Source organism: Tidjanibacter massiliensis (assembly GCF_900104605.1).
GTDB lineage: Bacteria > Bacteroidota > Bacteroidia > Bacteroidales > Rikenellaceae > Tidjanibacter > Tidjanibacter inops.
Map to the genome: position 1 here is coordinate 819,523 of NZ_LT629960.1, position 23,812 is coordinate 843,334.

General features: G+C 48.7%; 26 protein-coding genes, 2 tRNA genes and 1 pseudogene. 11 read left to right on the forward strand and 18 right to left on the reverse strand.

Annotation, left to right across the window (positions count from 1 at the left end):
* Positions 1-89 precede the first annotated feature (89 nt).
* A tRNA-Pro gene (locus tag BQ5361_RS04550) sits at positions 90-164 on the forward strand.
* A 269-nt stretch (positions 165-433) separates the two neighbouring features.
* Here BQ5361_RS04550 and BQ5361_RS04555 read toward each other — a convergent pair.
* Entirely contained in the window at positions 434-820 is a 387-nt protein-coding gene (locus BQ5361_RS04555) for a VOC family protein (RefSeq protein ID WP_035474250.1), read from the reverse strand.
* Positions 821-919: 99 nt separating this feature from the next.
* Positions 920-1,960 carry an alcohol dehydrogenase gene (locus tag BQ5361_RS04560; protein ID WP_035474248.1) on the reverse strand — a complete coding sequence of 347 codons (1,041 nt, stop codon included), beginning with the start codon at positions 1,958-1,960 and terminating at the stop codon, positions 920-922.
* A gap of 230 nt (positions 1,961-2,190) precedes the next feature.
* Here BQ5361_RS04560 and BQ5361_RS04565 point away from each other — a divergent pair, with 230 nt between their 5' ends.
* From BQ5361_RS04565 to BQ5361_RS04585, 5 genes are all read left to right on the forward strand, one after another.
* Complete coding sequence (locus tag BQ5361_RS04565) at positions 2,191-2,646, forward strand: radical SAM-associated putative lipoprotein (protein WP_071424940.1); 456 nt, start codon at positions 2,191-2,193, stop codon at positions 2,644-2,646.
* A 128-nt stretch (positions 2,647-2,774) separates the two neighbouring features.
* Positions 2,775-3,269, forward strand: a complete 495-nt coding sequence (locus BQ5361_RS04570; RefSeq protein WP_022063672.1) for a hypothetical protein — start codon at positions 2,775-2,777, stop codon at positions 3,267-3,269.
* 13 nt (positions 3,270-3,282) lie between these two features.
* On the forward strand, positions 3,283-4,353 hold the full coding sequence (locus BQ5361_RS04575) for a TIGR04133 family radical SAM/SPASM protein (protein WP_035474246.1): 1,071 nt from the start codon (positions 3,283-3,285) through the stop codon (positions 4,351-4,353).
* 3 nt (positions 4,354-4,356) lie between these two features.
* On the forward strand, positions 4,357-5,214 hold the full coding sequence (locus BQ5361_RS04580; RefSeq protein ID WP_022063674.1) for an RluA family pseudouridine synthase: 858 nt from the start codon (positions 4,357-4,359) through the stop codon (positions 5,212-5,214).
* A gap of 255 nt (positions 5,215-5,469) precedes the next feature.
* Positions 5,470-5,547: transfer RNA gene (locus tag BQ5361_RS04585), tRNA-Pro, on the forward strand.
* An 858-nt stretch (positions 5,548-6,405) separates the two neighbouring features.
* Here BQ5361_RS04585 and BQ5361_RS10535 read toward each other — a convergent pair.
* The 3 genes from BQ5361_RS10535 to BQ5361_RS10545 form a co-directional block, all read right to left on the reverse strand.
* Complete coding sequence (locus BQ5361_RS10535; protein WP_143047495.1) at positions 6,406-6,885, reverse strand: hypothetical protein; 480 nt, start codon at positions 6,883-6,885, stop codon at positions 6,406-6,408.
* 92 nt (positions 6,886-6,977) lie between these two features.
* On the reverse strand, positions 6,978-7,373 hold the full coding sequence (locus BQ5361_RS10540) for a hypothetical protein (protein ID WP_161940426.1): 396 nt from the start codon (positions 7,371-7,373) through the stop codon (positions 6,978-6,980).
* On the reverse strand, positions 7,373-7,603 hold the full coding sequence (locus BQ5361_RS10545) for a hypothetical protein (protein ID WP_143047497.1): 231 nt from the start codon (positions 7,601-7,603) through the stop codon (positions 7,373-7,375). Before BQ5361_RS10545 ends, BQ5361_RS10540 begins: the two co-directional genes overlap by 1 nt.
* Positions 7,604-7,740: 137 nt before the next feature.
* Here BQ5361_RS10545 and BQ5361_RS10825 point away from each other — a divergent pair, with 137 nt between their 5' ends.
* Positions 7,741-8,001, forward strand: coding sequence for a hypothetical protein (locus tag BQ5361_RS10825; protein WP_143047498.1), 261 nt, complete (start codon positions 7,741-7,743; stop codon positions 7,999-8,001).
* 591 nt (positions 8,002-8,592) lie between these two features.
* Here the strand turns inward: BQ5361_RS10825 and BQ5361_RS04600 are convergent.
* A complete protein-coding gene (locus BQ5361_RS04600) occupies positions 8,593-8,769 on the reverse strand; it encodes a histone H1 (RefSeq protein ID WP_035474452.1) in 177 nt (58 codons plus the stop codon).
* A gap of 186 nt (positions 8,770-8,955) precedes the next feature.
* Between BQ5361_RS04600 and BQ5361_RS04605 the strand changes: the two genes are divergently transcribed.
* Together BQ5361_RS04605 and BQ5361_RS04610 are read left to right on the forward strand one after the other, a co-directional pair.
* Positions 8,956-9,243: a hypothetical protein gene (locus tag BQ5361_RS04605; protein ID WP_035474441.1), complete on the forward strand. Its 288-nt coding sequence runs from the start codon at positions 8,956-8,958 to the stop codon at positions 9,241-9,243.
* Between the two features lie 6 nt (positions 9,244-9,249).
* A complete protein-coding gene (locus BQ5361_RS04610; protein WP_035474443.1) occupies positions 9,250-9,591 on the forward strand; it encodes a hypothetical protein in 342 nt (113 codons plus the stop codon).
* A 69-nt stretch (positions 9,592-9,660) separates the two neighbouring features.
* On the opposite strand, the pseudogene BQ5361_RS10945 reads toward BQ5361_RS04610, so the two are convergent.
* The 6 genes and pseudogenes from BQ5361_RS10945 to BQ5361_RS04635 form a co-directional block, all read right to left on the reverse strand.
* Positions 9,661-14,751, reverse strand: a pseudogene (locus tag BQ5361_RS10945) (N-6 DNA methylase).
* Positions 14,752-14,841: 90 nt separating this feature from the next.
* A complete protein-coding gene (locus BQ5361_RS10830) occupies positions 14,842-15,015 on the reverse strand; it encodes a hypothetical protein (protein ID WP_257527371.1) in 174 nt (57 codons plus the stop codon).
* Positions 15,005-15,451, reverse strand: coding sequence for a DUF1896 family protein (locus BQ5361_RS04620; protein WP_035474447.1), 447 nt, complete (start codon positions 15,449-15,451; stop codon positions 15,005-15,007). The genes BQ5361_RS10830 and BQ5361_RS04620 overlap by 11 nt, the downstream gene beginning before the upstream one ends.
* Positions 15,452-15,460: 9 nt before the next feature.
* Complete coding sequence (locus BQ5361_RS04625) at positions 15,461-15,742, reverse strand: hypothetical protein (RefSeq protein ID WP_052131151.1); 282 nt, start codon at positions 15,740-15,742, stop codon at positions 15,461-15,463.
* Between the two features lie 102 nt (positions 15,743-15,844).
* Positions 15,845-16,486, reverse strand: a complete 642-nt coding sequence (locus BQ5361_RS04630) for a DUF4099 domain-containing protein (protein WP_052131152.1) — start codon at positions 16,484-16,486, stop codon at positions 15,845-15,847.
* An 84-nt stretch (positions 16,487-16,570) separates the two neighbouring features.
* Positions 16,571-16,759, reverse strand: a complete 189-nt coding sequence (locus BQ5361_RS04635) for a hypothetical protein (RefSeq protein ID WP_035474449.1) — start codon at positions 16,757-16,759, stop codon at positions 16,571-16,573.
* Between the two features lie 19 nt (positions 16,760-16,778).
* Here BQ5361_RS04635 and BQ5361_RS10555 point away from each other — a divergent pair, with 19 nt between their 5' ends.
* Together BQ5361_RS10555 and BQ5361_RS10920 are read left to right on the forward strand one after the other, a co-directional pair.
* Entirely contained in the window at positions 16,779-16,985 is a 207-nt protein-coding gene (locus BQ5361_RS10555) for a hypothetical protein (RefSeq protein ID WP_143047499.1), read from the forward strand.
* Between the two features lie 327 nt (positions 16,986-17,312).
* Complete coding sequence (locus tag BQ5361_RS10920; RefSeq protein ID WP_399270632.1) at positions 17,313-17,777, forward strand: OST-HTH/LOTUS domain-containing protein; 465 nt, start codon at positions 17,313-17,315, stop codon at positions 17,775-17,777.
* An 82-nt stretch (positions 17,778-17,859) separates the two neighbouring features.
* On the opposite strand, the gene BQ5361_RS04640 is transcribed toward BQ5361_RS10920, so the two are convergent.
* The 6 genes from BQ5361_RS04640 to BQ5361_RS04665 form a co-directional block, all read right to left on the reverse strand.
* Positions 17,860-18,549: a hypothetical protein gene (locus tag BQ5361_RS04640; protein WP_143047500.1), complete on the reverse strand. Its 690-nt coding sequence runs from the start codon at positions 18,547-18,549 to the stop codon at positions 17,860-17,862.
* A complete protein-coding gene (locus BQ5361_RS04645) occupies positions 18,536-19,222 on the reverse strand; it encodes a hypothetical protein (RefSeq protein ID WP_071424943.1) in 687 nt (228 codons plus the stop codon). The genes BQ5361_RS04640 and BQ5361_RS04645 overlap by 14 nt, the downstream gene beginning before the upstream one ends.
* A 5-nt stretch (positions 19,223-19,227) precedes the next feature.
* On the reverse strand, positions 19,228-21,834 hold the full coding sequence (locus BQ5361_RS04650) for an ATP-binding protein (RefSeq protein ID WP_071424944.1): 2,607 nt from the start codon (positions 21,832-21,834) through the stop codon (positions 19,228-19,230).
* A 7-nt stretch (positions 21,835-21,841) separates the two neighbouring features.
* Positions 21,842-23,053 (reverse strand): DNA cytosine methyltransferase, encoded by a 1,212-nt coding sequence (locus BQ5361_RS04655; RefSeq protein ID WP_071424945.1) that lies wholly within the window; start codon positions 23,051-23,053, stop codon positions 21,842-21,844.
* A gap of 145 nt (positions 23,054-23,198) precedes the next feature.
* The gene (locus BQ5361_RS04660; protein WP_035474569.1) at positions 23,199-23,510 is read right to left on the reverse strand and encodes a type II toxin-antitoxin system RelE/ParE family toxin; all 312 of its coding nucleotides are present in this window, start codon (positions 23,508-23,510) and stop codon (positions 23,199-23,201) included.
* Complete coding sequence (locus tag BQ5361_RS04665; RefSeq protein ID WP_035474567.1) at positions 23,503-23,748, reverse strand: type II toxin-antitoxin system ParD family antitoxin; 246 nt, start codon at positions 23,746-23,748, stop codon at positions 23,503-23,505. Before BQ5361_RS04665 ends, BQ5361_RS04660 begins: the two co-directional genes overlap by 8 nt.
* Between the last annotated feature and the right edge of the window lie 64 nt (positions 23,749-23,812).

Genomic DNA, 23,812 nt, shown 5'->3' on the forward strand with positions numbered 1-23,812 from the left:
CAGCACCGCCGGTTTGGAGATTGGTGAAAATAGCCTATCTTTGCACCGTCTTTTACACGCCCTTTCATGCGCCGGCCGTGCAGAGACAACGGGGTGTAGCGCAGTCCGGTTAGCGCACCTGCTTTGGGAGCAGGGGGTCGTGGGTTCGAATCCCGCTACCCCGACAAGCCTAAGAAACTGGCAATTACAGTTTTTTAGGCTTTTTCATTTGCGTTTCCCCTATCCTTTTTATCGCCACACATTAGGTAATGAATAGTCAAAACAGGTAAATTTGAGGCAAATCTTATGCAAGATTCAAGCAACAAGCGCGGTCGAACTACTCCTTGACAAAAGATACACAGCGTGACAAAACATACCCACCCAAAGGGAGGGTCAGTCACCGAGACAACTTGCTTGTCCAATAATCGCAGCACCTTGCAGACAGCAGGGAGCGCTATTCTCCGGTTATCTCAATCAGATTATTTTCCGGCCCGAGAATACAACTCTCGTAATAACCGTCTCCCGTCGTCCTCGGTCCGCTAAGTACCTCGTAACCGTCGCTGCCGAGCCGACAGGTCAGTTCGTCCACCGCCTCCCTGCTGCCCACCCCCATCGCAATATGGGCAAGACCGCAACGCGGCGACGGCCCCGCATCGTCCGAAAGACCGGGGCAGGTCATTATCTCCAACCGCGAACCGTCGCCGAAAACGAGAAAATACGACCTGAAACCCGTACGGACATTATGGTACACGGCACCTGTCGAAGCCCCGAAATAGTGTACGAAAAAATCCCTGACACACTCGATGTCATGTGCATAAATGGCAACGTGGTCTATTCTCATACTTCCTGTTACACATTGACGGACGACATGCGGCCCGGGGACCGCGGTCTGTCCGATACTCCGTCGTCCTGTACCCGGCTGGAACGGATGCCTCGACAACTATTTACCGCAATCGACCGCTATCTTGATTACACCGTCTGCCCTCTCCTCGAAAAGACGGTATGCCTCTCCGATACGGCTCAACGGGAAACGATGGGTAATGAGCGGCGTTGTGTCGATTCTACCCTCCTCGAGAAGACGGAGAATCTCGGCACAGTCGCAGCCATCCACCCCTCCCGTCTTGAAGGTCAGGTTTTTTCCGTACATTTCCGGCAAAGGCAGCAACTGCGGTCTGTCATAAAGCGCGACAACCGTGACGACGGCATTGGGACGTGCACACTCCCACGCCAACCGGAACGTATCGGTTCCTCCAGCCACTTCCAGCACCGCATCGGCCCCTCCATGGTCGCTGTGGCGAAGCACGAAATCCCGGCACTCTTCCGAGCCGGTCACCAGCACACCGGGATAATGCTCCTTCACGAAACGGGCTCTTTCCGGCGAATTTTCGCAGACGATGACGCGCTTCGGCCTCTTCAGCATCACGCAGAGCAAGGTGCACAGCCCCGTAGGCCCCGCCCCGATGACCAGTACCGTATCCCCCTCCGTTATCTCCGAAATACGGGCAGCCCAGAATCCGGTAGCGAGCAGGTCTCCCACGAACAGGGCCTGTTCGTCGCTCACCGCATCGGGAATACGGTTCAGACCCCGGTCGGCATAAGGGACCCGGACATACTCCGCCTGACCGCCGTCGATACGACATCCCAACGCCCAGCCCCCCTCCGGGTCGGTGCAATTGTTCACATAGCCGCGGCGGCAGAAGAAACACTCGCCGCAAAAGGTCTCGACGTTCACCGTCACCCTGTCACCAACCTTCACCGAGGCAACCTCCGCCCCCACCTGCTCCACCACTCCCACCATCTCGTGTCCGACGGTGATGCCCGGCACCGCACGGGGCACGCTGCCGTGCTTGATATGCAGGTCGCTCGTACAAATACTGCACAGCGTCACGCGTACGACCGCATCGCGCGGCCCTGTCAGTTTCGGTACCGGCTTATCCGACAGTCCGAATTTCCCGTGTTCGATATAAGTGTATGCCCGCATGGCGAAAAATCCTTTCGACAAATTTAGCCATTTTCCGCACACGCAGGACATCCAGGACATGCCATCGGCACCGAATCACTCCCCTTTCCAAAGGGATGCCCGCTCCCGCCGCAATGTACCGCCGGAAAATATTTTCAGCACCGGATGCAACAAAACGCCCCCCTTCCGCATCCTATTAACAAAGGGGAGCGCCGAAGAGGCCTGCCCGAAACCGCCACAATGGAAAAGTCATGAAAACACGCCTTTTATCCGGACTGCTTTCGCTGCTCGGATTCTCCGGAATCGCCGCATCGTGCAACAGCGAAGAGTACCAATCCGCCGGCGAATACGGCACGCCGTACGCCCGCTTCACTTTCAAAGGGACCGTCACCGATGCCGAGGCCCACTCGCCGCTGGAAGGCATCCGGGTAATCTCCCGCAGCGCAGAGGCACCGGAGCTGACCGATACGGTCTATACAGACCGGGCCGGCGCATACCTTATGGAGTTCGAACACATCTTCCCGAACGTAGAGAAGGTCGAACTCCGGGCCGACGCACAGGAGAGGGAGAACGGCATTCTGTTCGAGGAAGCCCGTCACACCATCATCATAACGGAGGAGGATTACACCGGTCGGGGGGAAGGCAGTTCATGGAACCACGGCACCGTCACGAAGAGCGTGGATTTCGCTCTGGAGCGCAAAAAATGAAAACGACGTACCGATAATTCCGGTCGGAGCCCCCGTCCGCGCAATCATTTAACCGACAATTATTAATTTTGCCGAAAGATTCGACAGGAACGTACACGCTCCCCCTTTACGAACCGCACACATACGACATGAAAAACGTTTTCCGTTTACAATCATCGCTATTGACCGTTCTGGTGGCGGCGGTACTGCTTGCGGGCGGATGTTCGGCCGCAGCGGACGCCCCGTCGGAAAACGGCGGCGCCAGGCCGCCTGAGGAGGGAAAGCACCATCCGCTGAACATCTCGCTCGACGGGAAGGTCGGCTGGATAAACGAATCGGGCAACGTCGTCCCGATATACGGCATCAAGGTCACCATGATAGACGGCGAAGGGATACGCACGGACTCCACGCACACCAACTACAACGGCCGGTTCCTGATAGAACACGCCGCCGTGGCGGTCGGAAATTCCTGGGAGGCCCGACATATCTATGTCGAGATAATGGACGACAGAAGCCCGGAAGACAAACTCGGGAAGCCTACCTACAAATACCGGCGCATCCTGAAAGAGATAAACTCCGCCCCAAACAACGAAGCCTTCCTCACCATGGACGACATCATCGTGGAGAGGATAGACAGCGAATAATGCCGGAGAGAGGATGAAGAACGGCTTGGGAGTGCGCAGACGGCTCGCACTCGACATATTCTCCAATATAGAGGACAAACGCATCGCGGCTCACGAACTGCGTACCATCATGTGGGAGGCTACCCTCCGCTGCAACCTCGCGTGCCGTCACTGCGGAAGCGACTGCCGCAGCGAGGCCGCCGTACCCGACATGCCCGCCGCCGATTTTCTCCGGACAATCGATACGATAACCCCACATGTCGTTCCGAATCGGGTTCTCATCGTCATTACGGGCGGAGAGGCCCTGATGCGGCGCGACATCGAAGAGGTCGGACGGGCCCTTTACGACCGGGGGTATCCGTGGGGCATCGTCACGAACGGAATGCTGCTCGACGAACGCCGCCTGGAGTCGCTGCTTCGTGCCGGCCTGCATACGGCTACCGTCAGCCTCGACGGTTTCGCCGAAACTCATAACCGCATACGGCGGAACGAACGCAGCTACGAACGCGCGCTCGGCGCCCTCCGGCTGCTCGCCCGTCAGCCGGACATCCTCTACGATGCCGTGACCTGCGCCAATGCAGACACCCTCGCCACCCTGCCCCGATTCCGGGATTTCCTGATAGCCGAAGGGGTGAAACGCTGGCGCATCTTCACCATCTTCCCGGTAGGCCGCGGCGCAGACGACCCGAGTCTGCAACTCGATACGGAACAATTCCGCCGTCTGATGGAGTTCATCCGAGATACGCGCCGCGAAGGCCGCATCGCGGTCAATTACGGATGCGAAGGCTTTCTCGGCCGGTACGAAGGCGATGTACGCGACACGTTCTACCACTGCAGCGCCGGCGTATCCATCGCCGGCATCAGGGTAGACGGCGCCATCTCGGGATGCACGAGCATTCGGGCCCGCTACGACCAGGGCAACATTTACCGAGACAATTTCATGGACGTATGGAACAACCGTTTCGCACCATACCGCGACCGCGAATGGATGCGGCACGGTGCGTGCGGGAATTGCCGCGTATTCAAATATTGCCGCGGCAACGGGATGCATCTGCGCGACGAAACGGGACAACTGCTCGTGTGCCATTACAAGAAACTGTTATGACCTATGGAATATAAAGTAGAGAGAGACGGCACGCTGCTGCCGTTTCTGTTGGAACGCATGGAAGGCAGAAGCCGCAGCTCCGTGAAATCGTATCTGACGCACGGACAGGTCGCGGTGAACGGATGCCATACCACCCGCCACGACACCCCGCTGACAGCAGGCGACACGGTTACGGTCACAAAACACCGGACAGCCGGAACACTGCATCACCCGATGCTCCGCATCGTGTACGAAGACGAACGGCTGATAGTTGCCGACAAACGGAACGGATTGCTTTCGGTCGGTACCGAAAAAGAGCACCGCAAAACCGCCTTCTACATCCTGAGCGAATATATCAAAAGGAACAATCCCGCGGCCCGGCTCTTTGTGGTGCACCGCCTCGACCGGGAAACTTCCGGTCTGATGATTTATGCCAAAGACCAGCGGACACAGGAAATCCTGCAAAAGAACTGGAAAACCATGGTGCTCGATAGACGCTACGCGGCCGTCGTGGAGGGGCGCCTGCCGCAGACGAAAGGAACCATCGCCACTCTCCTCCGCGAAGACCGCAACCGCAAAGTCTGGGCCTCTTGCAACGGTACGGGAGAGGAGGCCGCCACGGACTATACCGTCCTGCGGGAAGGGCGGAACTACTCCCTCGTGGAACTCTCGCTCCACACGGGCAAGAAGAATCAGATACGGGCCCACATGGAATGGATGAAAACACCAATAGCCGGCGACAAAAAATACGGCGCACAGACCAACCCGGCCGGACGCGTCTGCCTGCACGCCTACAAACTCTGTTTCATCCACCCGACAACAGGAGAGCGGCTCGATTTTTCCACAGGGATTCCCCGTATCTTCGAAGATACGGTCGTCTGACCTGTTTCCCGGTCAGAAAACGAGAACCGGACGACAAAACGTCGAATGATGCGTACGCTTTGCCTGTCCGTATCTTCTTTACCCGTGTCCCGTCCGCTGCATACCCGGCCGGCATCAGCCGGCATCCCCCTGCCACGTAGCGGCGTACCCTCCCGGCAACAGACCAGCAGCAAGAAAAACGGACCCAAACTAAAAAAATCTTCCGACGTTTGGATTGCATCCGGATAATTTATTATCTTTGCGTCGCTTTTAAAGCGGGATGTAGCGCAGTCCGGTTAGCGCGCCACGTTCGGGACGTGGAGGTCGAAGGTTCGAATCCTTTCATCCCGACCAAAGAAAGAGAGGTCTTCAAAAAATTGGAAGACCTCTTTTTTCTTATACAGACACCGGCACCCCGCACGGCCCCCCTTCTCCGTACCGAGTATGTCAGTGCCGGTCCGACTTGCCCGTAACACTATGCTCCTTCACATAAAAGCACATTTTTTATTCAATATATATTGTTGCCGATTAATAAATTTGTCGCTATATTTAAAGCGCAAAATTAATCATCGAGACAGTGCGGATTTAGCCCCCCTTATGCCGGTGCCCCCAACCCGACCATAAGAAATCCGTACTGTCTTCTTATTTTTGCATCACAGATGAGTCTACTTGATGTCCAAAGAGTGCACGGACTTGACCGGCTCAACTCTTCGGATAGAGAAGGACAAACGGAAAAGCCAAACGTCGGTCTATACGAACAGGACGGACTTCTCTCCCTTTGCCCATACCCCGGTCCAACAGGCCACATGACGGTCTGCCAAAATTATAACAACGGAAATATCACACCGAAAACACATTCCACTAAAAGTCGGGACATTGATTTACGCCCCATATTTCAATCACATACTGCCATGTTCTTCTTCCGTGAGCAGACTTTAACCGTGAAGACAAGATAAAGACGAAATACAATATATAACAAAACATAACAGAACAAAGTCTCTACTTCAAAGAACAAATTCATCCCAAAATCATGGGATGGAGGCCAAACATCGATTATGATATCTTCTGCCTTTCTCAAAGAATCCACAAAGGCCAATCTATAAGTTGATGTCTCTAAAGATACGAAGTTACCCATAAAAAACATCCGGACAGAACAGTCTCTGTCCGGATGCCCGCACGAATATGCAATCAAACATACGAAGCCATTAGGACTTACTCACGCTTATTATTATCCGGAACCAAAGTCACAAAAAAATAAATATTTACAGTCCTACTCTTATCGAAAAAATAGCGGAAAGCAGTCGGATATGACTGCGATAGCAGCCACGGCTCAAGCTTTTGGGTACAAAAATTCAAGATACGCCGACGTCGACAACCTAGATATCTATCGCTTTGTAGTATACAAATATATTTGCCTTCAGATGAATAATAACTTACGGATGTCAACTGAGCCCATACAGGCTCCATTTCCGTGGCACAATCCTCTATTTCCGAAGCAAAACCTACGCTAACACTTACCCTAATTTTCAATTCATCCCTTACAAACGAAGCCGGAATATCCATCACACTGGTGTCTGCAGGGGCGAAATAGTTATAGGCGAGCGGCGGCATGGTACCCTTGTCCGAATGCTGAGCAAAACCGAAAGAAGAACACAATAATACTGCGACAAAAAACAATAACAGCTTTCTCATAAACTCCAGAATAATCTGTAAATTAACCGAAATGACAAAAACCGCCGAACGAACGACCGCTACACCCGGCGGTAATGACTGCCTAAACTTCTCTATTCCTCAACGCGATGATAATCACATACCAAAGGAGACAGCGTATACCAAAAAGTCACTCGCAGCACATCATTATTGATGATACGAACAGTATCGGTAAGATGTTCAGGCTTACTTGTCAGCAAATCTATAGGAGCAGTCTCCAACGGGACTACTCGAATCGCATCATCCCCGACACGCTGCCAGATACCTTGGTGCGACACGTAACCAGACTCTCTTCTCCTATAAAATTCAAACGTTCCCCGACCATGCAAAATCAAACGAACAGGTGCAATAGAATGTTTACTTTGTTCAAAGGTTCCTTGAAACGGCTCAGAAGGAGGTTCGGTACCCATGCCCATGCAAATACCGATGCCCATGCACATTGACATGAACGTCAAAAACAATACTTTCATTACCATACTAATTCTTCATGTAAAACATCTTTTATTGCAGTATCCCCCCAATTTCCATATTGTTCTCTAATACTTCTCCTCTCACAATGATAAGCACGCAGATACTCATTCCATGTCGAATTGATATTTAGCAGTGCCTGCCCTGTATGATTACTTCCTCCAGGTCCATATGGATGCCCCCCCGTTGCATCTTCAATCCCTATTACCCACTCTGCCGTAATATCCGCCATGGAGTAGATATAAACAGAAGGATTTAGACATATCCACTCATAGATAAGTTTATGTCTCTAAAGATACGAAATTACCCATAAAAAACATCCGGACAGAACAGTCTCTGCCCGGATGTCCGCAAACAAGGAAACTCCTTATGGAAGTTATCTACGTTGAATTACCACCCCCAAATGGCATATGCAAAAATCAAAACACACATGAGACCGATAAGGATGCCGTCACGAGTCTCTATCGCAAACGTATTCGTATGCTTCCACCTCGCTTCGCACGTTTCCAGATTAATGGACAAACCCACAACTATCGGCAACAAAAAGAATATACCTATCATGATATATCCACCCAACGGCCACGTCGTCAAAGTCGTCAACAACCGGCTCGACGGAAACAACTTATGTAGAAGTTGCAAAATATCCATACACAGGCAACTGCATATACCGCCAAATCCGATAGCTGTCTGCGTCTTTCTGGCATAAAACGACAATGACACGCATAGACATACAGCCGATAATAAAAATACTTAATCCACATCAATACACTGCATTTACATCACCTTCACCGGCACCCATAAAATTATACATCATGTTTTCCAATGACGCCTCTAACGACAGTTATGTACCCCTACCTAATCTATGATTCCGGAATCAAGTACAGAGGAAACCGATAGCGTCTATCAAGAGCATGAAAATAAACTCCGGTTGTTTCCATTTAGACTATCTCGTTGATTTACAAACTGTAATATCAGAGATAAAAAGGGATGGGTCACGAATTGGTTACGAAAGTCTATCAACCGGATTCCCCAAACTTCGCATAACTGAATAACTCGAAAGCAAAGATAGTCTATTTTGCTTGAAAAAGCAATAACCACACGATATTTATTTGAAAATAAATACTTTACAAAAAAGCGAGCTTAATCAAGCTCGCTTTTCCCTTTCATTCGTATTGGTCGATGCAGTATGGCAAGTACGGAATACCGTAAGGCCTGTCCCGATTATTTCTTCGCGTTTTCGAGGGATACTCTGCGAAATTCCTTCATCATTTTCTCGATTTCCAGAGAGGCCTTTCGTGCCCGCACACCAGCCGCTTTGTTGCCGTTTTCCACCTGAAGGTTCGCGTCCTTTACGAATGCCTGATAAGATTCCTGAATCTTTGTTATCAATTCTTTCATAGCCATTATAGTTTAAGAGTTTACGCGGCAAAGATAACGTGAAATCGGTATTTACGCATCATCAGGCCCGCAATTTCCTCTTCCGATATTGTTATCGGCGGGACGGTTGGCGGATATTTCTATAAAGGCTTAACTAAAGGCCGGTTCGGAAACGCATTTCTACCTTGCGCCAAAATTCCTACTACGATGCGAGCACGCAAACCCACTTACGGGCATCTGTTGTTCAGGATATACGAGCGACTCGATGCCATCGAACAACATTTGTCGGCACTGTCCGCCGAACAGCTCTCGGAAAATGAAGAGATTCTGGACACGCGCAAGATGCGCCTGTTAAGCAAAATGTCCGACCGCACGCTGCTTCGCCGCCGCAACGACGGGACGCTGCCTTATTTCCGCAGAGGAGGCAAAATCTACTATGTCAAATCGAAGGTTTTGCGGGCTCTCGAACAACATGAGTCGAACCAACACCGGTAAACACAAATGAAAAAGATGATTATTATCGAACGAAGCCGTTTCGCCCGCCTGTTGCGCAATTACCGCAAGTCGCTTTACCTGAACACGTTGCTGACGCATATCTGCAAACAGCGCCGGACACTGCTGACGCTGACGGCCGAAGAGATTTGCGAACTGCTGCAGCTCGACCCCGAAGAGGTTCGGCGCCGGACCCTTCGCGGCCGCCTGCGTTACGATGAAATCGACGGGATTCGTTACTATGACCTGATTGACCTTATCGACCTGAAAGATTCGCTGGACAGCCAGCTTATCTTTCGGCAGACGATGGACAGCGCCGTTCCGGATACGGCTATTCAGGTCAAGAATTAAATGCCGCACATACATAGAGCGGGGCCGCATGGCCCCGCTCTATGCGCCGGTACTCCGAGCCTCCTTCGGTTATACTTTGGGTCCTCTCGGTTTGACGGCATAGATGTTTGCCGGGACATGGAGGATGTCGCTTCCGCCGGTGAGCTTCTCTTCGACCGGTTTTTCCATAACGATTTGCGGCCGGGCCTGCGCCGCTGCCGTCACTTCCTGCAGCATTTCAGGCGGTATCTCCGCTTCCTCCTTCTCCACGACCTTCGCCATATTTTTCGTAAGTATCTCCGCCGCTATCCGCTGCTCCACGCCTTGTAGCTGTGTGCGTAATTCCCGCAGCTCCGACTCCCGGTCCCAGGAGCTTTCCAGTATCCGCTCCAAAGTCGGAATATCGCGGGCGTGACGGTCGCGCTCGGCGGCGTGTTTTTCGATGAGTTTGGGCATGCTGCCGAGGGCCTTGATGAAGTTCTCGCATGCGAGTTTGGGGTCGGCGGCCAAATGACCGTTGTTGTGGGAGTATTTGATACCGCTGGGTCCTTCCACCATGAATTTATTGACCACCAGGTCGAGCCCGTCCTTGTTCACCCGCTCGGAGCGTACCAGCAGCCGGAAATCGAACAGGGTGCCTATCTGCCGGTAGTCATCGTTGGTATTGAGCGTGCGGTCGAGCTCCGTCAGATGCTTTCCGAGGACTTTGACATCTTCGGACTCCACGCCGTCGAGCTTGAGAGGATTGGGACGTCTGCCGCTTTCATCGGCCGGAGCTACTCGGTCGAAATAGGCCCGGTCTTGTTCGATGCGTGCGATAATCCGCTCATTGGTCGCCACACCGTCGGTACACTCCTTCAACCGGGTGCGTGCCGCTCCCTTGCTGCGCAGGAATGCCTGCCGGGAGGATTGGAGCGTGGCGATTTGTTTCTCCAGCCGGGCTTTTTCCAACAAGTCCGTATTGCCGGAGAGCAAGGCCACGTATTCGGCATAGTTGATGCCGTTGTTTTCATCCATCGCCCCCTCGTCGATGGTGCGTGCTGCCAGGCTGCGGCTTTTGAGCTGTCGGATAAACATCTGCTTGTTTTGTAAGATGTTGAATTTGTAGGCATCGAGCGAACGGTTCACTGCATAGATGAACGCATGGACGGTATTGTCGGCGTACTCCTCCGCCACGCGGTTTCCCTTGCGCTGGGCACGTCCGTTGCGTTGCTCCAAATCGGACGGACGCCACGGAATGTCGAGGTGGTGGACCGCTACGGCCCGCTGTTGGGCATTGACTCCCGTACCGAGCTTCTGCGTCGAACCGAAGAGGATGCGCACCTTGCCGGCATTCATCGCTGCGAAGAGGTCTTTGCGTGCTTTGTCGGTCGTCGCCTCCTGAATGAAGCGGATTTCATGCGCCGGGATGCCGTGATCCTCGATGAGCTTGCGTTTTATCTCGGCGTAAACATTCCATTCGGCGGGCTTGTAAGTCGAAAGGTCGCAGAATACGAACTGCGTGCCTTTGGCCGTATCGTAACGGTGGTAAAACTGGCTCAGTTTGGCAGCGCAGACGCTGGCCTTGTTTCCCTCTTCATCGCCGTGGGACAGATCTATCAGACGCATGTCGAGCGACATTTTGTTGGAGTAATTGGTTGCGATAAGCATTTTGGCCCGCTCTTCCCTCCTGTTGAGCGGCTCCCGGCCGAGCAGCGTGGCATCGCCGTTTTCGGCGAATTGCACCAGCTTCGGGATAAATGCCTCCTGTGCGGGTGTCATGGGAATATTCACCAGCTCGGTGTTCAGTTGCGGGCGGCGCACCCCTACGTCTTCCGCCGTTCGGTAATCGGTGATTTCCGCATAGAAGGCCGCCAGTTCGGGGACGTTGATGAAGTATCGGAACCGCTCCTTCTGGACGATTTCGTTGGTTACGGAGAACTCGAACTCGGTGGTTTTGCGGGCGAATACGGCAGCCCAGCCGTCGAAACAGGTGATACCCTGTCTTTCCAGCGCCCGGGGCCGGAGATATTTGAAGAGCAGGTAGAGTTCCGTAAGCGAATTGCTGACGGTCGTACCCGACAGGAACGTCGCCCCGAGGTCCCGGCCCGTGTGGGACTGAATATCGCGCAGGGCCATGAGCAGGTTCATCGCCTTCTGACTGCCTTCGGGATTTCCGAGCCCCGACACCCGTGCATGTCGGGTGTTGAAGGTAAGGTTCTTGAAGTTGTGGCTCTCGTCCACGAAAATATGGTCGATGCCCATCTGCCGGAAATCGACTACGTCGTCCTTGTTTCGCAGAAGGTCATCCTCCAGTTTTGCGAGCTTGGTCGCAAGGTTCTCTTTTCGCTTTTCCAACCCGCTGCGCATTCTTTTTGAAACTTCATCGCCATACCGCTCCAATGCTTCCAGACTCTCCTCCAGGTCGTCGAGCTCGGCCTGGAAAATCTCCTGCTGCACCTGCGGAGATTGCGGCAGCTTGCCGAACTGGTCGTGCGTGAGAATGACGCAGTCCCAGTTGTTGTTCTTGATGTCATTGAAGATGCGGACGCGGTTTTCGGGCGTGAAGTCTTCCTTGCCCGGATAGAGAAGCCGGGCATCGGGATAGGCCGTGCGGAAAGTTTCGGCTATCTCGTGCACGTTGGCTTTCAATCCGATGATAAGCGGCTTTTTCGCCAGGCCCAGCCGGTGCATTTCATATGCCGCCACACACATAATGAGTGTTTTTCCGGTGCCGACTTCGTGGTCGCAGATACCCCCGCCATTGAGCTTGAGCATTCATATGGCGTCTTTCTGGCTCCCGTACAGGGAGTCTATTCCCAGACCCTTCAGGTCGAGGCCGGGGAATGACTGGAAGGAGCCGTCGTAGCGGGGACGCACGATGCAGTTGAAAAGACGGTTATAACGGTCGGTCAGCTGCTGCCTGAACGCTTCGGGACGCTCCTGCAGCCAGTCGCTGAAAGCCTGCCGTATCCGGTTCACCACGGCGTCGGCGAGCTGTACCGCCTCGGCATCCTTCACGCGGACGGGTTTGTTGTTCTCATCGTAACCGATGCATTTGGTGATATCCGGCAGCGTATTGTGCAGGGCGTAAATGAACAGTGACAATCCGTCGTACTTGCGGTCCTGGCCCTTGACGCAATACTCCTCCGAGATGGCCGCATTGCGTTCGTTGGTCGTAATATCGAATTCGTCCAGTTTTTCGATATAGATGACCTGCGGCTTCTTTTCGAGTCCGAACAGCTCGCGGGCGAAATCCGCATAAATGGACGTATCGAGCCACCGCACGCCCAGATTGATGTCCAGCTCGTCGAAAGTCAGCGGCGTGGGTGTGTGCTCCTTCAGGGCGTCGAGCGAGCGGCGCGACGCTTCGTCGTCGGGGTGCTCGGTCAGGTAGTTCGCAATCCATTCGGCCTTTTCGATGACGTTCCCCGCAATGAAACGGTCGGCAATCTCGTATGTCTTGGCCATCGGATTGTAATAGATGCGTCCTTCGAGCTGTACGACCAATTCGTCCGGTGCGATGTCGCTCAGACGGGACATGTAAGGCAAATCGACGCGGCCGTACCGGTTGAGCGACGCCGTGAGTGCCTCGAGAGCCGTATCGACGTGCTGCACATCGTTCGCAGCGAACGACACGGGGCACGCGAAGATATCGGCGAGGCGTTTTTTACCGTTCTCGAAGCGTTCGAGCGACAGTATTTCGCGGCCCGTGGCATCCTGAAGGATGAGCTTCGCGTTCTCCTTGCCGTTCAGGTCGCCGACCGTCCGGACGAAGTTGTCGTACAGTCTTCCGAGCTTGCGCCGCAATCCCCTGTACTCTGTTTCGTTGCGGGCTTCCAGCCGGTAAAGCTGGTGATAGGTGTCCCGCAGCGGCAGATAGGCCTCGGCGCGGAAGCGCTGCATCGTGTTTAAGCGCAGAGGGTGGAACATCGGTTGTCTCCTGCTTATATCCTTCAAATGCCCGTACTGTCCCTCCTGTTCGACGAGGGTGCCGTTGCGGTAGAAAGGCTGCACCTTGCCCGTATAGGGGCGCGGCTCCAGCGCCTGCTGCTGACGGGCCAGAAACTCTTCGTGCCTGTGGCGGTGCTCCTCGGGCGATAGCTCTTCCTGCGCAGGCTGAGCGAAAAGATTGCCCTGACCGAACAGGTCGAACACCCCGCCGGCCGCCGGTGCGGGGGACGCTGCCCCGACGGTATTCCCGAACAGGGAACCGCTCCTTTCCGGGGGCATGCCGAGTTCCGGACTCCGCTCGGCACTCTGTTCTTCGGAAGGACTGCGGCCCGCAGATATGGTCGCTGTGACTTTTGCCTCCTGCCGATGGGTCAGGTACAGCGTCCGGTCGAAGCGTTTCATATCGCTCGCAAGCAGGCCGGACAAACGTTCGGCCATCTGCCCGACACTCCCCTCGAAAGTATAGACCATTGCGGGCTTGCCGTACAAATCGACGTCCCGGCGGGCGGTCGTATGCAGAATCAGATGGGGATGAGCGGCTATCAGGCGGTTCTGCACGATGCCGTCGCCGTTATCGGCCGTCTGCATGAACTCCTCCTCCCACGAAGTGCGCAGGGCCTCCCTGCCGCTGTTCTTTTGCAGCACAATCAGGTCGCTGCCCGCCTGCGTGCCGGCGTAGTCGGTGAACAGGTTGTTGGGCAGGCGCAGAGCGGAGACGAGATTGCAGCGGTGTATCAGCCACTCCCGAATCGGGGCGTTGCCGGGGGAATCCAGCACGCCCTGCGAGGTGATGAACGCCAGGATACCGCCCTCGCGCAGCATATCCACGCCCTTGATGAAGAAGTAATTATGGATAGCCTGCTGCGAGAGGCGGCGCACCTTGTCTCCGCTGCGTTCAAAAGCCGCATCGAACACCTGCATCGTGCCGAACGGGATGTTCGAGGCCACCAGGTCGAAAGAACCGTTATAATCGCTATTGACGCGATGAAAAGAATCGGTATGGACTTCATAGCCGGGGAAGAGTTTGCCGAGGATGGCGCCCGTGAGCGGGTCCTTCTCGAAACAGACCGTTTCTGCCGCGCGTCCTTCCCCGCTGAACGCCTCGGCGAAAACTCCCGTTCCGGCAGAGGGATCCAGCATACGCTCCGCAGAGATGTCGCCCGTGCGGTAAATGGTATCCGCAATGGCCCTTACGAAAACGGGAGGCGTATAGAATGCCGTCAGTACGGAACTGCGGATGCCGTCCATGCAGCGTTTGTACTCTTTCTCGTCGGTACAGTGTTTGCGCACACTCTCGTGCAGCTCCCGCACCAGAGGGAACAGCTCCCGGTCGCTCCTTCAGCGTTCGATGTCGCGATCCGCAGCGGCCGGCTGCAGAACGCATTTGAGACCGCCGAAACCGGAGTAACGGGCCAGCTCCTCGCGTTCGGCAGCGGTCGCTTCGCCTTGCTGCAAGGCTATTTCGATAGCCCGGATGTTTTGCCGGAGGTGTTCTTTTTTGTTAAAAGCCATAGCGGTCGAGGTTTTGTTGTACGATGCCTATCAATTCGGTCGTCAGAACCCGGTAAGCCGGGGTGCTCTCGAAATCGTCGCCCGGAGCGTAGCGCTCGAAGACCTGCGTGCACAAGGGCAGAAGTTTCAGGCAGAAGTCCGGGCGGCGGCGCGGCGCGACTTCCGGGAACCATTCGGAGACGACTTCGAAAAGCGTGTCGTAGCGCGAGAAGCGCAGGCCGTCGTACAGGACGGCCCGCGAGAGTTCGAGGGCTTCATAGACGGAATGCCCGTCCCGTCGTCCTCGGGAGAAGGTGGCCGCAGCATCCTCGCTGCGCCGGAGGATAAAGTCGTTGTCGGAGAGCAATTCGGGATGGCGGCGGCGAAGGAAGGCTCGCAGCGCAGCCTCGAAACAGGAAGGCGCTTCCTGAGTGCGGGGTGTGGATGTCGTTTTCATGGCCGGGGATTATTTCAGACCGCTGTTGCGGAGACCGGGACGCTTGGGCTGCGGCAGCGATGCCTCGGTACGTGCGGAACGGGCCGTTCGGGGACGGGGACGGATTTGCCGCTGCGCCTGCTGCGGCTTATAGTTGCGGGCCGCCTGGCCGACGAGCTGGATGTTGCCCTCGGTAAAGATGACGTCATCGGAATAGGTCGTGCCGTTGCGTCGGCGCATCCCCGTGACATAGACCAGTTCGTGGTTTTCCAGTTTCGCACGCTGCGTATCGTCGATGAGGGCGCCGTTCACGCGCTCGCCGATGCGCAGGGTCGTTTCCGTATCCTTGAAATAAAAACCCCGATGGTTGGCGTCGGCACGCAGAATACCTGAAATGAGACGTCCGTCGCGCCGCTAGATATCGGTAACTTCGACCTGACGCCCGCCGCGCAGCGCCTCCTGCTCCTGACGCGACAGCGGCTGGCCGTAGATGTGGGTCAGCGGCCGCAGGGAATCGACCGGCAGCGTAGTCAGACGGCGCGTAGGTTCGTGGTAGCTCACGTAACACTCGCACTCGCGGCCCGTCGTGAAGTCCCGCATGACTTTCGTCCCCTCCAGATGGCCGTTCGCGGCGAGCTGTTTACGCTGCCGGTCGGTGAACAGCTCCTTATAGGCGGTCATGTCGTACTGCGGGCTTTTCAGTACGGGAAGGGCCTTTACAATCGTGCGCCCCTCCTCGCGGACCGCATAGAAACAGGCTTCGCCGAGCGGCTTGCGCTCGCCGTTTATCTCTTTGTATATCGGCAGCGGCGTCGAGGTGATGTAACCTTTCATCAGATTGCCCATCTCGTGCGCATCGCGCAGCTGCCCGGGTGTAAGGCCCAGTTCGGTCAGGGAATCCGTTAGTTCCCGTTCTTCGAAGCTGTACGTTTCGGCCTGGCGAGCGTTGCGCCCCTCGTCGTTGAGCCGGTAGTCGTCCAAAAGTTTCTGGTCCGCACGGGTACCGCTCTCTTCGATGCGAACCCTTACGAGTGCCGAAAGAACACGGTCCGCCATATCCACGGGAACGCGGAAAAAGTCGAACCCGATACGGGAGGGATTGCCGTACTGACGGCGGAACTGCTCGAAAAACTGACCCAGTCACGTATTGGTCGGAAAGCGGAACATACGCTCCCGATAGTCGTTCCCCTCGGGTGTCTCCCACGTGAAATCCCCCGTCTGGGGATTCAGCTCCGTCACGTAACCGTACTCCTTGTTCTGCTTGTTCAATGCCAGAAGAACATCCTGGGATTCGGGCGCCGCAGGCGCCTCGCTCTGTTGTGTTGCCATTGTCTGAATTGTTATGAATATGAATAAGTGGATAATCGTACCGGCAAGCCGCACTTGCGGCTCCCGCCGCGAAGTTAATGCCCGTGCAGCCCTTTCCGCACCCGCTGGCGGACGTTGGCCGGGGATGGCGCACGGTGGCGGAGATTTGGAGATTGTCGAGTTTTTAATTACTTTAGATGAGATTAAAGCAATACTAAATTCATATGACAGAAATAGCCGAGAATAAAAAAAGCGACTTGAAGTTCGCGGTCCCGATTGATGCCGATAATGCATCTTATCGGACAATTAAAAACATCTGATGGAATAACTTAAAATGGAACGCTGACAATAAAGCACATTTACAGAGATTTTTCTGACAATAAATTAAGTAGTTGGAAAGATATATTACTCGAACATTCGATAGTACCAATCAGCAATACGCTTATACGACTGGCAAAAATGTAACTGATTCAGCGCTAATTATTGATGCAGTGGACAACTGCATTGTCAAGAATATATTAACGGTTTTTGTATTATTTCCAGCGACAGTGATTATACGCGACTTGTCAGTAGATTGCGTGAAGCCGACAAGATAGTTTTTGGATTTGGTGAGCACAAAACACCACAACCGTTTATTAAAGCCTGCGATAAATTCATTTACGTAGAAATTTTAAGCATGGATTTATTGAAAATTGAATTATTAAATCCGAAAGAATTGGTCCCAGAACAATCACGAGAACGTAACAGGCAATTAGAGGTATCTAACACAGATATAGGAATGTCACCAAAACTTGTAGATAAAGAATTATCTACATTGCTTGTTAATACTATTGAAGCTGCACGTGATGATGACAGCTGGGCTTTTTTAGGAGTAGTAGGCAATATGTTATCGAAAAAAATGCCGGATTTCGATCCCCCAAATTACGGGTTAAAAAAATTAACACAATTGATTAAATACGCCCTGTCGAATAACTTTGAATTAGCTTATTGCCGGAACGAACTTCCTAACACCACATTAGTTTATATTCGAAACAAATAACATAATATATTATAATTCAGAAAGCAATTATCTGATAAATATTGACTTATTTGCCAATTACAACAAATTATCTACGATTTTATCAGTTTTCATCCTGACTATAAAAATACACTTCTTCTTTTACGCGATGAAAAAGAGCAGCTATTTCACTATAATGCATCTTTTGCCTTTCTGTGAGTAATGTGGCTATCTCTTTATTGAGTCTAAGTTTAATATGGGTATAAAACTTTTTAACAGAAAATCCTTTGTCTAAAATATACTTAATTGTACTAGAGAATATCTGAACTAATGTTGTGCGGAAATAATCTATATCCTGCTCAATTATCCCATTAAATGCCATTGCATCGCCGTCTCGTTCAGCAATTACATCATTCCAATCTGTAGGTAGTATTCCGAATCCTATCGCATTAAGAGGTGGGTATTGTGTTCTTTTTTTAGTTAGATATGATTGTATAAAATCATTTGACTTACAGGCCAACAAAACAATATTTTTGTCATTGAATATGTCGTTCTCAGTTGAATTAACAAAAATATCTTTACTTCCATTTACCATTGCTCCATATAATCGATTGTCAGCGCCATGTCCTAAGAAAAATACAAGCGTACCGGATTCAGATTCATAAATTCTGCGTTTTATGTCATTATATGGACAATCATTAGGTTGTAATCTAAATATACTTGCCCCATATAATTCCAATACCTTTACAATAGGCGATAAAAAATCCGTAGTCTGATCGCTTGGATAAATACAAATTATGTTACTTGTCTTCATTGTGTATGTCGGCAAGATAAGCTAACGTTTGTTCAATAATACTATTTTGAAATCCTATGCCGTGAGGACTATTACATTCTATTTCATGAGCGATTTCTCCAAAATTTCGTCCTTGAAATTTTGGATAACAAGATTGGCATATAATCTCGCTGTGTTCTTTAAGATTCTGTAATAAAATATCTGTTAAGATATCCTCTGGTTTCTTAATAAGTCGTATGACTGCTTCATAATATCTTTTCCCATTAACATATTTATTTATTGTTGTTAATAATTCAATTTGTGTAATGGCTTGCTCTGGAGTAATCTGTTTCTCCATAAATGGAGCTATAATAGATGTTATAGCCCGCTTTATATTTGCTGAATATAAAATAACAGGAGTACGCTTGTTATACGTCCTAAATTCAGATATAATATCTAATCCTGAAAATGTTGAAATGTTATAATTAAGATCAGAAGCAAATATATGGATTTTTGAGTTTGAACATATTGTGTGGATGTGAGCGTTAACTTTTTGCATATCAGGCATACCATCATTTCCCTCAAAATCGGGATGGTTCGGGTTAATATAGATTAATGAAATATCAAACTCCTGACGTAATGGGGTACAAATATTTTCCTTAAAATTTTCTTCCTGAGGATCATTATCAATGATGACACATATTTTCTTGTCCATAGCAATCAGAAGATTAACCTAAAAGTTGCTCCTTTTAGAGTATTCAAACCATTACCAATAAATTCTATATCGCCAAATAAGGTGTTGACCATTAGATTTTTAACGGAACTTAAACCAATGCCAGAACCGCCAGAACGGGTTGTTACACCTGCTTCAAACATGGCTTGAGGATTAGACAACATTGGTTCTTGAACCCCATCACCATTATCCGAAAAGTCAATATATACTTTATTGGCTATTTCATTCTTGCTAAATTTTACAAACAATTCGGAGGCCCCTGCTTTTAATGAATTAATAATTAAGTTATCTAAAATGATTGATATATCGAGCATACTAATATTGCGTTTTAGGATTACATTGTTTTCCCCAAAAGTTATCTTGATTCGTTGCGTTGTATTTGCATAATCTGTCAAATATTCTTGTACATAAGCCGGAATATCTATGTATACATTTTCAGATAATGTTTTAATGTCGGATTTACACAGTAAAGCTGTAAGTTTGTTTATTTTACCTACATATAGGCTCAAATTATCAATAGCTTCCAATAGTTCTTTAGGCAGTGCGTAATTGTTGGCAATTCTTGAAATCTTTACAAGAGCCGTGTCTGCTTGTTGAGAATAGTTATTAATAAGATGGTGAAATGATTCTTCATCAGAAGACATGGCTCTCGTTGATGCCAGATATTTATTTTTTGTTTGCTCTATATATAATTTTTGCTCTGTTTCCTTCCTCTCTTTTTCTATTTGAGCAACTTTCCTTTCAGCTTCTAAGTGTAATTTTTGTAATTGTTGATTTTCTATCTGAGCAACGGCTTGTTTTTGTTGTAACTCTTCTAATTCAGCTCTTAAGCCCTCGATAATCTTTTCCTGTCTTTTAATTGTTTCCTTATATTGCTGCAACTCCAATATTGCCTTGGCTGTAGCTGGTGTTGTTTCATATTTAGCAAACTCCTTCAACTGTTTCTCAAGTTCCTTGCTTTGTTCCGCTTTGTGTGATAGAATACGATTAATTGTATTTATATCTATTTTCTTCGTTTCAAAATCATGCAATAACTGCTCTATTTCTCGTTCAGATTTCTGTTTCTCTTCTTCAATTTTATCAAGAATAAGATTTTCATTAATATATAACGCCTCAACGTCTTCTGGACGTGCGGAAATAATACCATGAATTGAAGCATATATCCGTTGACGTTTAATTCTATCGTCTTCATAATAGATTACATCGTTTTCGGTAAATTCTCCTGATAGAATCTTTTTTTCAATCTGATTATATGATTCATCCAGCTGCTTAGGTAATCTGTCCCAATCAATACCCTCTACAACATACCGTTCTAGACGTCTTAAAGCTTTAAATATAAAACTGTCATTACCTTTAGAATTGGTTAATTTCAAAAAATTCTCATTTCTAACAATACCTTCCCGACTTGATATAATCTGAAAATCATTATCCGTATCTAAAATTTCAATGTTACCTACAATTTCTCGAACCCCAATATAACGGCTTGTACCTTGTGTTTTTCGTTGATTTAAATTAAGCCAATCATTATCGATATCACCAAATGGTGGTATGCGAAAGCCATTAATGAAGAGAAATACTGAACCATAGTCAATAGACCTTATTCCGGTTTGTTTCGTAAAGAAAGCCTTGGAATATGGATTTAAATAATATAAAGTAAGTTTAGCCTGTTTTACCCAGGGGAAATAATTATTCTTTTCTTTTATGCTGAAAATTGTTTCTCCTCGATCTTTTAGTTCAGTATATATTAAAGTCCCCTCGTTGATAGTTCTACATTCAATACTAGTAGTTTTAAAATCTAATTTTTCAAAAATCCTATTCTGAATACGACCTATAAATTGCTCATTTTTAGGGAGATTTTTATTTTCAACCGAAAATTCAGATGCATTTAAGAAAATGCCAAAATCATTCTGTGCTTCAAAAGCTTGATTTGGATTTATAAGTTTTTCTAAATACTTCTTTAACTTAACCAATTTGTCTGTATTCCAAACACCACTAGATTCTTGGTTAGTCCACAAGCTTCTCAAATGAATAATTTCAAGACAAGTTCCTTGATCTTTTTCAAAAGGAGAAATACCTCTATTTCGTAGGTCTTCACTAGTTAAATGAAAAATAGAGAGAGGTACCGATTGAATTTCTTTATTTTGGTCTTCAACCTCAAAATCTTTCCAGTCTATTTGCAATAAAATATATTTGGGAGAACCTTTCTGTTTTGTATATAAATTTAAATACTGTCCCAATCTATCACAAGAGAAACGTCCCACCCCTTTCGCGCCAGCCATTAAACGATTATATTGTCTTGTGCGAGATTTCTTTTCAGAATATGCAATATTTAGCCACTTATTTTTAATATCATTCATACTCATTCCAATGCCATCATCTTGGATTATTAAACGAGATGTATTATCGGAATAGGTGGCTGTCACATTATCATCATTTGATTTAAGATGCGAATAAGTGATGGTTACTTTTTTAGCATTAGCGTCAAAAGCATTTTTCACAAGTTCCAATATAGCAATATTATCATCATTGATAAGATCCTTACCAATAATACTCTTTAATTGTATATTTGTCTTGAATGTTAATTTATCACTCATATTGCTCTCAAATCATTTGTTGTAAAATGATACCACTTTGTTCGCTAAACAATGGTGGTATAGCATTTCCAATTTGGGAATATCGCGGAACCTCTTGTGTCCTAACCTTCCCTCCTGTAGTGTACTTTCCTTTAAATTCAAAATTATCTGGGAAAGACTGTATGCGAGCATATTCACGAACAGTTAATATGCGAGGCTCGCAATAATGGATATAATCATCTGGTAAAGTTGTAATTGTGGGACATTGGGTTTGTCCATCCAGTGGAATAATAGTATGTTTTTTTATATTATACAATTCTCTTAAATTTTGTTCCAAATCTTTATTTCGTCTACTTGTAGCCAGTATTGCAGTAAATTTGCTAATAATCGCTTGACTATGATTCGCAAATCTATGACTATCTGGATTAATAGACTGTACGTCTTGTCTTAAAAATTGTTGATATTGCGTTTTGGCAGGTTTGTAAATCCCCATTTTAAACTTCGGCATATCTGGTGCTTGATACGTTCCATTGGCCATAAGTAAATCGGAAATAGCATCTTCTAAAGTTGTATCTATAGCGATATTTTTTTCATTACAAAAATGTATTACGTTTGCTTGTAATCTTTCAAAAAAACTTTTAGCCATAAGTTTGTTATTACCAGCTATTTCTTTTTGAATACCAATTAAAATAAAACGGACTCTTTTTTGAGGAATTCCATAATCTGCAAAATTTACTAATTCTCCATAGACCTGATAACCAGCAGCCTTTAATTTTTCGGTTACATATTCAGAATAAGCAATACCTTTATCCTTATTCTTTTGAAAACTCAACGTGAATCCTTTTACATTTTCAAAAAAGATTAGCTTGGGCTTTACCAATTTGATGAATCGAATGTATGAATTAACTAACTGGTTCCTTATATCTAATTCATTTCTACGACCTGCCATAGAAAAACCTTGACATGGAGGCCCTCCTGCTACCATATCAATAGTACCTGCTAAAGATTGTAATTGAGATTTATAAGTTTTTAGTAATTCATTAATATCAAGTGCCTTTTGTGGAAGCCAATGGGGCCAATCAAAATGATGTAACCTATTGATAAGATTATATTCTAATGTTTTAAAAGCGTCTGGATTTTTTTCAATAGCAAAAACACCTTTCCAGCCAGCGTTATGCAGTCCTAAAGAAAGGCCACCACAACCAGAAAATAAATCAATATATGTTTTTTGCGTCAGCATTTAATATAGTTATGTCACACTCATTTATAATACAAATATATCAAATTTTTTTGATAACTATGATGGGGGCAGATATTGCAATTTACCATTAAAGATTATTTAGTTTCTTACCAATATATATCTGACTGTTATTGTTATCTCGTCTTTAATCTTTAGATTCATTCATCCGGTTTTCCAAGTCCATCCGCTGGTGCAGGATTCTGATGATTTCAACATCCCTGTTTTCCAAAACACGGTAAAAGATAATATGTTTGTGACACCTGTATCCAAACAAATCCTCCCGAATGTTACGGTAGGTCTGTCCGAACAGGAAAGGATTGTCCGCCACCTTCCGGCAGGCGGAAACAAGTGAAGTATAATAGATATCCGCCTGGGATTCGGACCACTTGTCGAACGTGTAATTCCAAATCTCGGAAAGGTCTTCGACCGCCTTGTTGGTAAAGCGAACTTTAGCCATTCTGCCGCTGCGTTTTCAGTGTCTTAAGATGTTCCTGTGCATCGAAACCGACCGCTTCGCCGCTGCCGATGCCCTCTTCGATGGCCGTCTTAAGCTCCATGAATCTGTTTTCATTCTCCTCCAGCAGCCGCAGACCGGCCCGGACCACTTCACTGGCATTGTTATAGCGTCCCTGCGCAATCTTCGATTTGATAAAATCGTCGAAATAACTTCCCAATGCAACCGATGTCGTTTTCATATTTTCGATATTGCTCTTTACAAAGTTACCAATATTTAGTAATATAACAAATTTCTCGCCCTTT

Bases quoted from the DNA above. Each gene is read 5' to 3' on its own strand.
- BQ5361_RS10535 (WP_143047495.1), bottom strand. From the start codon at position 6,885: ATGAGAAAGCTGTTATTGTTTTTTGTCGCAGTATTATTGTGTTCTTCT.
- BQ5361_RS04570 (WP_022063672.1), top strand. From the start codon at position 2,775: ATGAAAAACGTTTTCCGTTTACAATCATCGCTATTGACCGTTCTGGTG.
- BQ5361_RS04580 (WP_022063674.1), top strand. From the start codon at position 4,357: ATGGAATATAAAGTAGAGAGAGACGGCACGCTGCTGCCGTTTCTGTTG.
- BQ5361_RS04635 (WP_035474449.1), bottom strand. From the start codon at position 16,759: ATGGCAACACAACAGAGCGAGGCGCCTGCGGCGCCCGAATCCCAGGAT.
- BQ5361_RS04650 (WP_071424944.1), bottom strand. From the start codon at position 21,834: ATGAGTGATAAATTAACATTCAAGACAAATATACAATTAAAGAGTATT.
- BQ5361_RS04660 (WP_035474569.1), bottom strand. From the start codon at position 23,510: ATGGCTAAAGTTCGCTTTACCAACAAGGCGGTCGAAGACCTTTCCGAG.
- BQ5361_RS04640 (WP_143047500.1), bottom strand. From the start codon at position 18,549: ATGAAGACAAGTAACATAATTTGTATTTATCCAAGCGATCAGACTACG.
- BQ5361_RS04605 (WP_035474441.1), top strand. From the start codon at position 8,956: ATGCGAGCACGCAAACCCACTTACGGGCATCTGTTGTTCAGGATATAC.
- BQ5361_RS04600 (WP_035474452.1), bottom strand. From the start codon at position 8,769: ATGAAAGAATTGATAACAAAGATTCAGGAATCTTATCAGGCATTCGTA.
- BQ5361_RS10540 (WP_161940426.1), bottom strand. From the start codon at position 7,373: ATGAAAGTATTGTTTTTGACGTTCATGTCAATGTGCATGGGCATCGGT.
- BQ5361_RS10555 (WP_143047499.1), top strand. From the start codon at position 16,779: ATGAATAAGTGGATAATCGTACCGGCAAGCCGCACTTGCGGCTCCCGC.
- BQ5361_RS04555 (WP_035474250.1), bottom strand. From the start codon at position 820: ATGAGAATAGACCACGTTGCCATTTATGCACATGACATCGAGTGTGTC.
- BQ5361_RS04630 (WP_052131152.1), bottom strand. From the start codon at position 16,486: ATGGCGGACCGTGTTCTTTCGGCACTCGTAAGGGTTCGCATCGAAGAG.
- BQ5361_RS10825 (WP_143047498.1), top strand. From the start codon at position 7,741: ATGGAAGTTATCTACGTTGAATTACCACCCCCAAATGGCATATGCAAA.
- BQ5361_RS04575 (WP_035474246.1), top strand. From the start codon at position 3,283: ATGAAGAACGGCTTGGGAGTGCGCAGACGGCTCGCACTCGACATATTC.
- BQ5361_RS04645 (WP_071424943.1), bottom strand. From the start codon at position 19,222: ATGGACAAGAAAATATGTGTCATCATTGATAATGATCCTCAGGAAGAA.
- BQ5361_RS04610 (WP_035474443.1), top strand. From the start codon at position 9,250: ATGAAAAAGATGATTATTATCGAACGAAGCCGTTTCGCCCGCCTGTTG.
- BQ5361_RS10545 (WP_143047497.1), bottom strand. From the start codon at position 7,603: ATGGCGGATATTACGGCAGAGTGGGTAATAGGGATTGAAGATGCAACG.
- BQ5361_RS04560 (WP_035474248.1), bottom strand. From the start codon at position 1,960: ATGCGGGCATACACTTATATCGAACACGGGAAATTCGGACTGTCGGAT.
- BQ5361_RS04665 (WP_035474567.1), bottom strand. From the start codon at position 23,748: ATGAAAACGACATCGGTTGCATTGGGAAGTTATTTCGACGATTTTATC.
- BQ5361_RS04620 (WP_035474447.1), bottom strand. From the start codon at position 15,451: ATGAAAACGACATCCACACCCCGCACTCAGGAAGCGCCTTCCTGTTTC.
- BQ5361_RS04655 (WP_071424945.1), bottom strand. From the start codon at position 23,053: ATGCTGACGCAAAAAACATATATTGATTTATTTTCTGGTTGTGGTGGC.
- BQ5361_RS04565 (WP_071424940.1), top strand. From the start codon at position 2,191: ATGAAAACACGCCTTTTATCCGGACTGCTTTCGCTGCTCGGATTCTCC.
- BQ5361_RS10830 (WP_257527371.1), bottom strand. From the start codon at position 15,015: ATGGCTTTTAACAAAAAAGAACACCTCCGGCAAAACATCCGGGCTATC.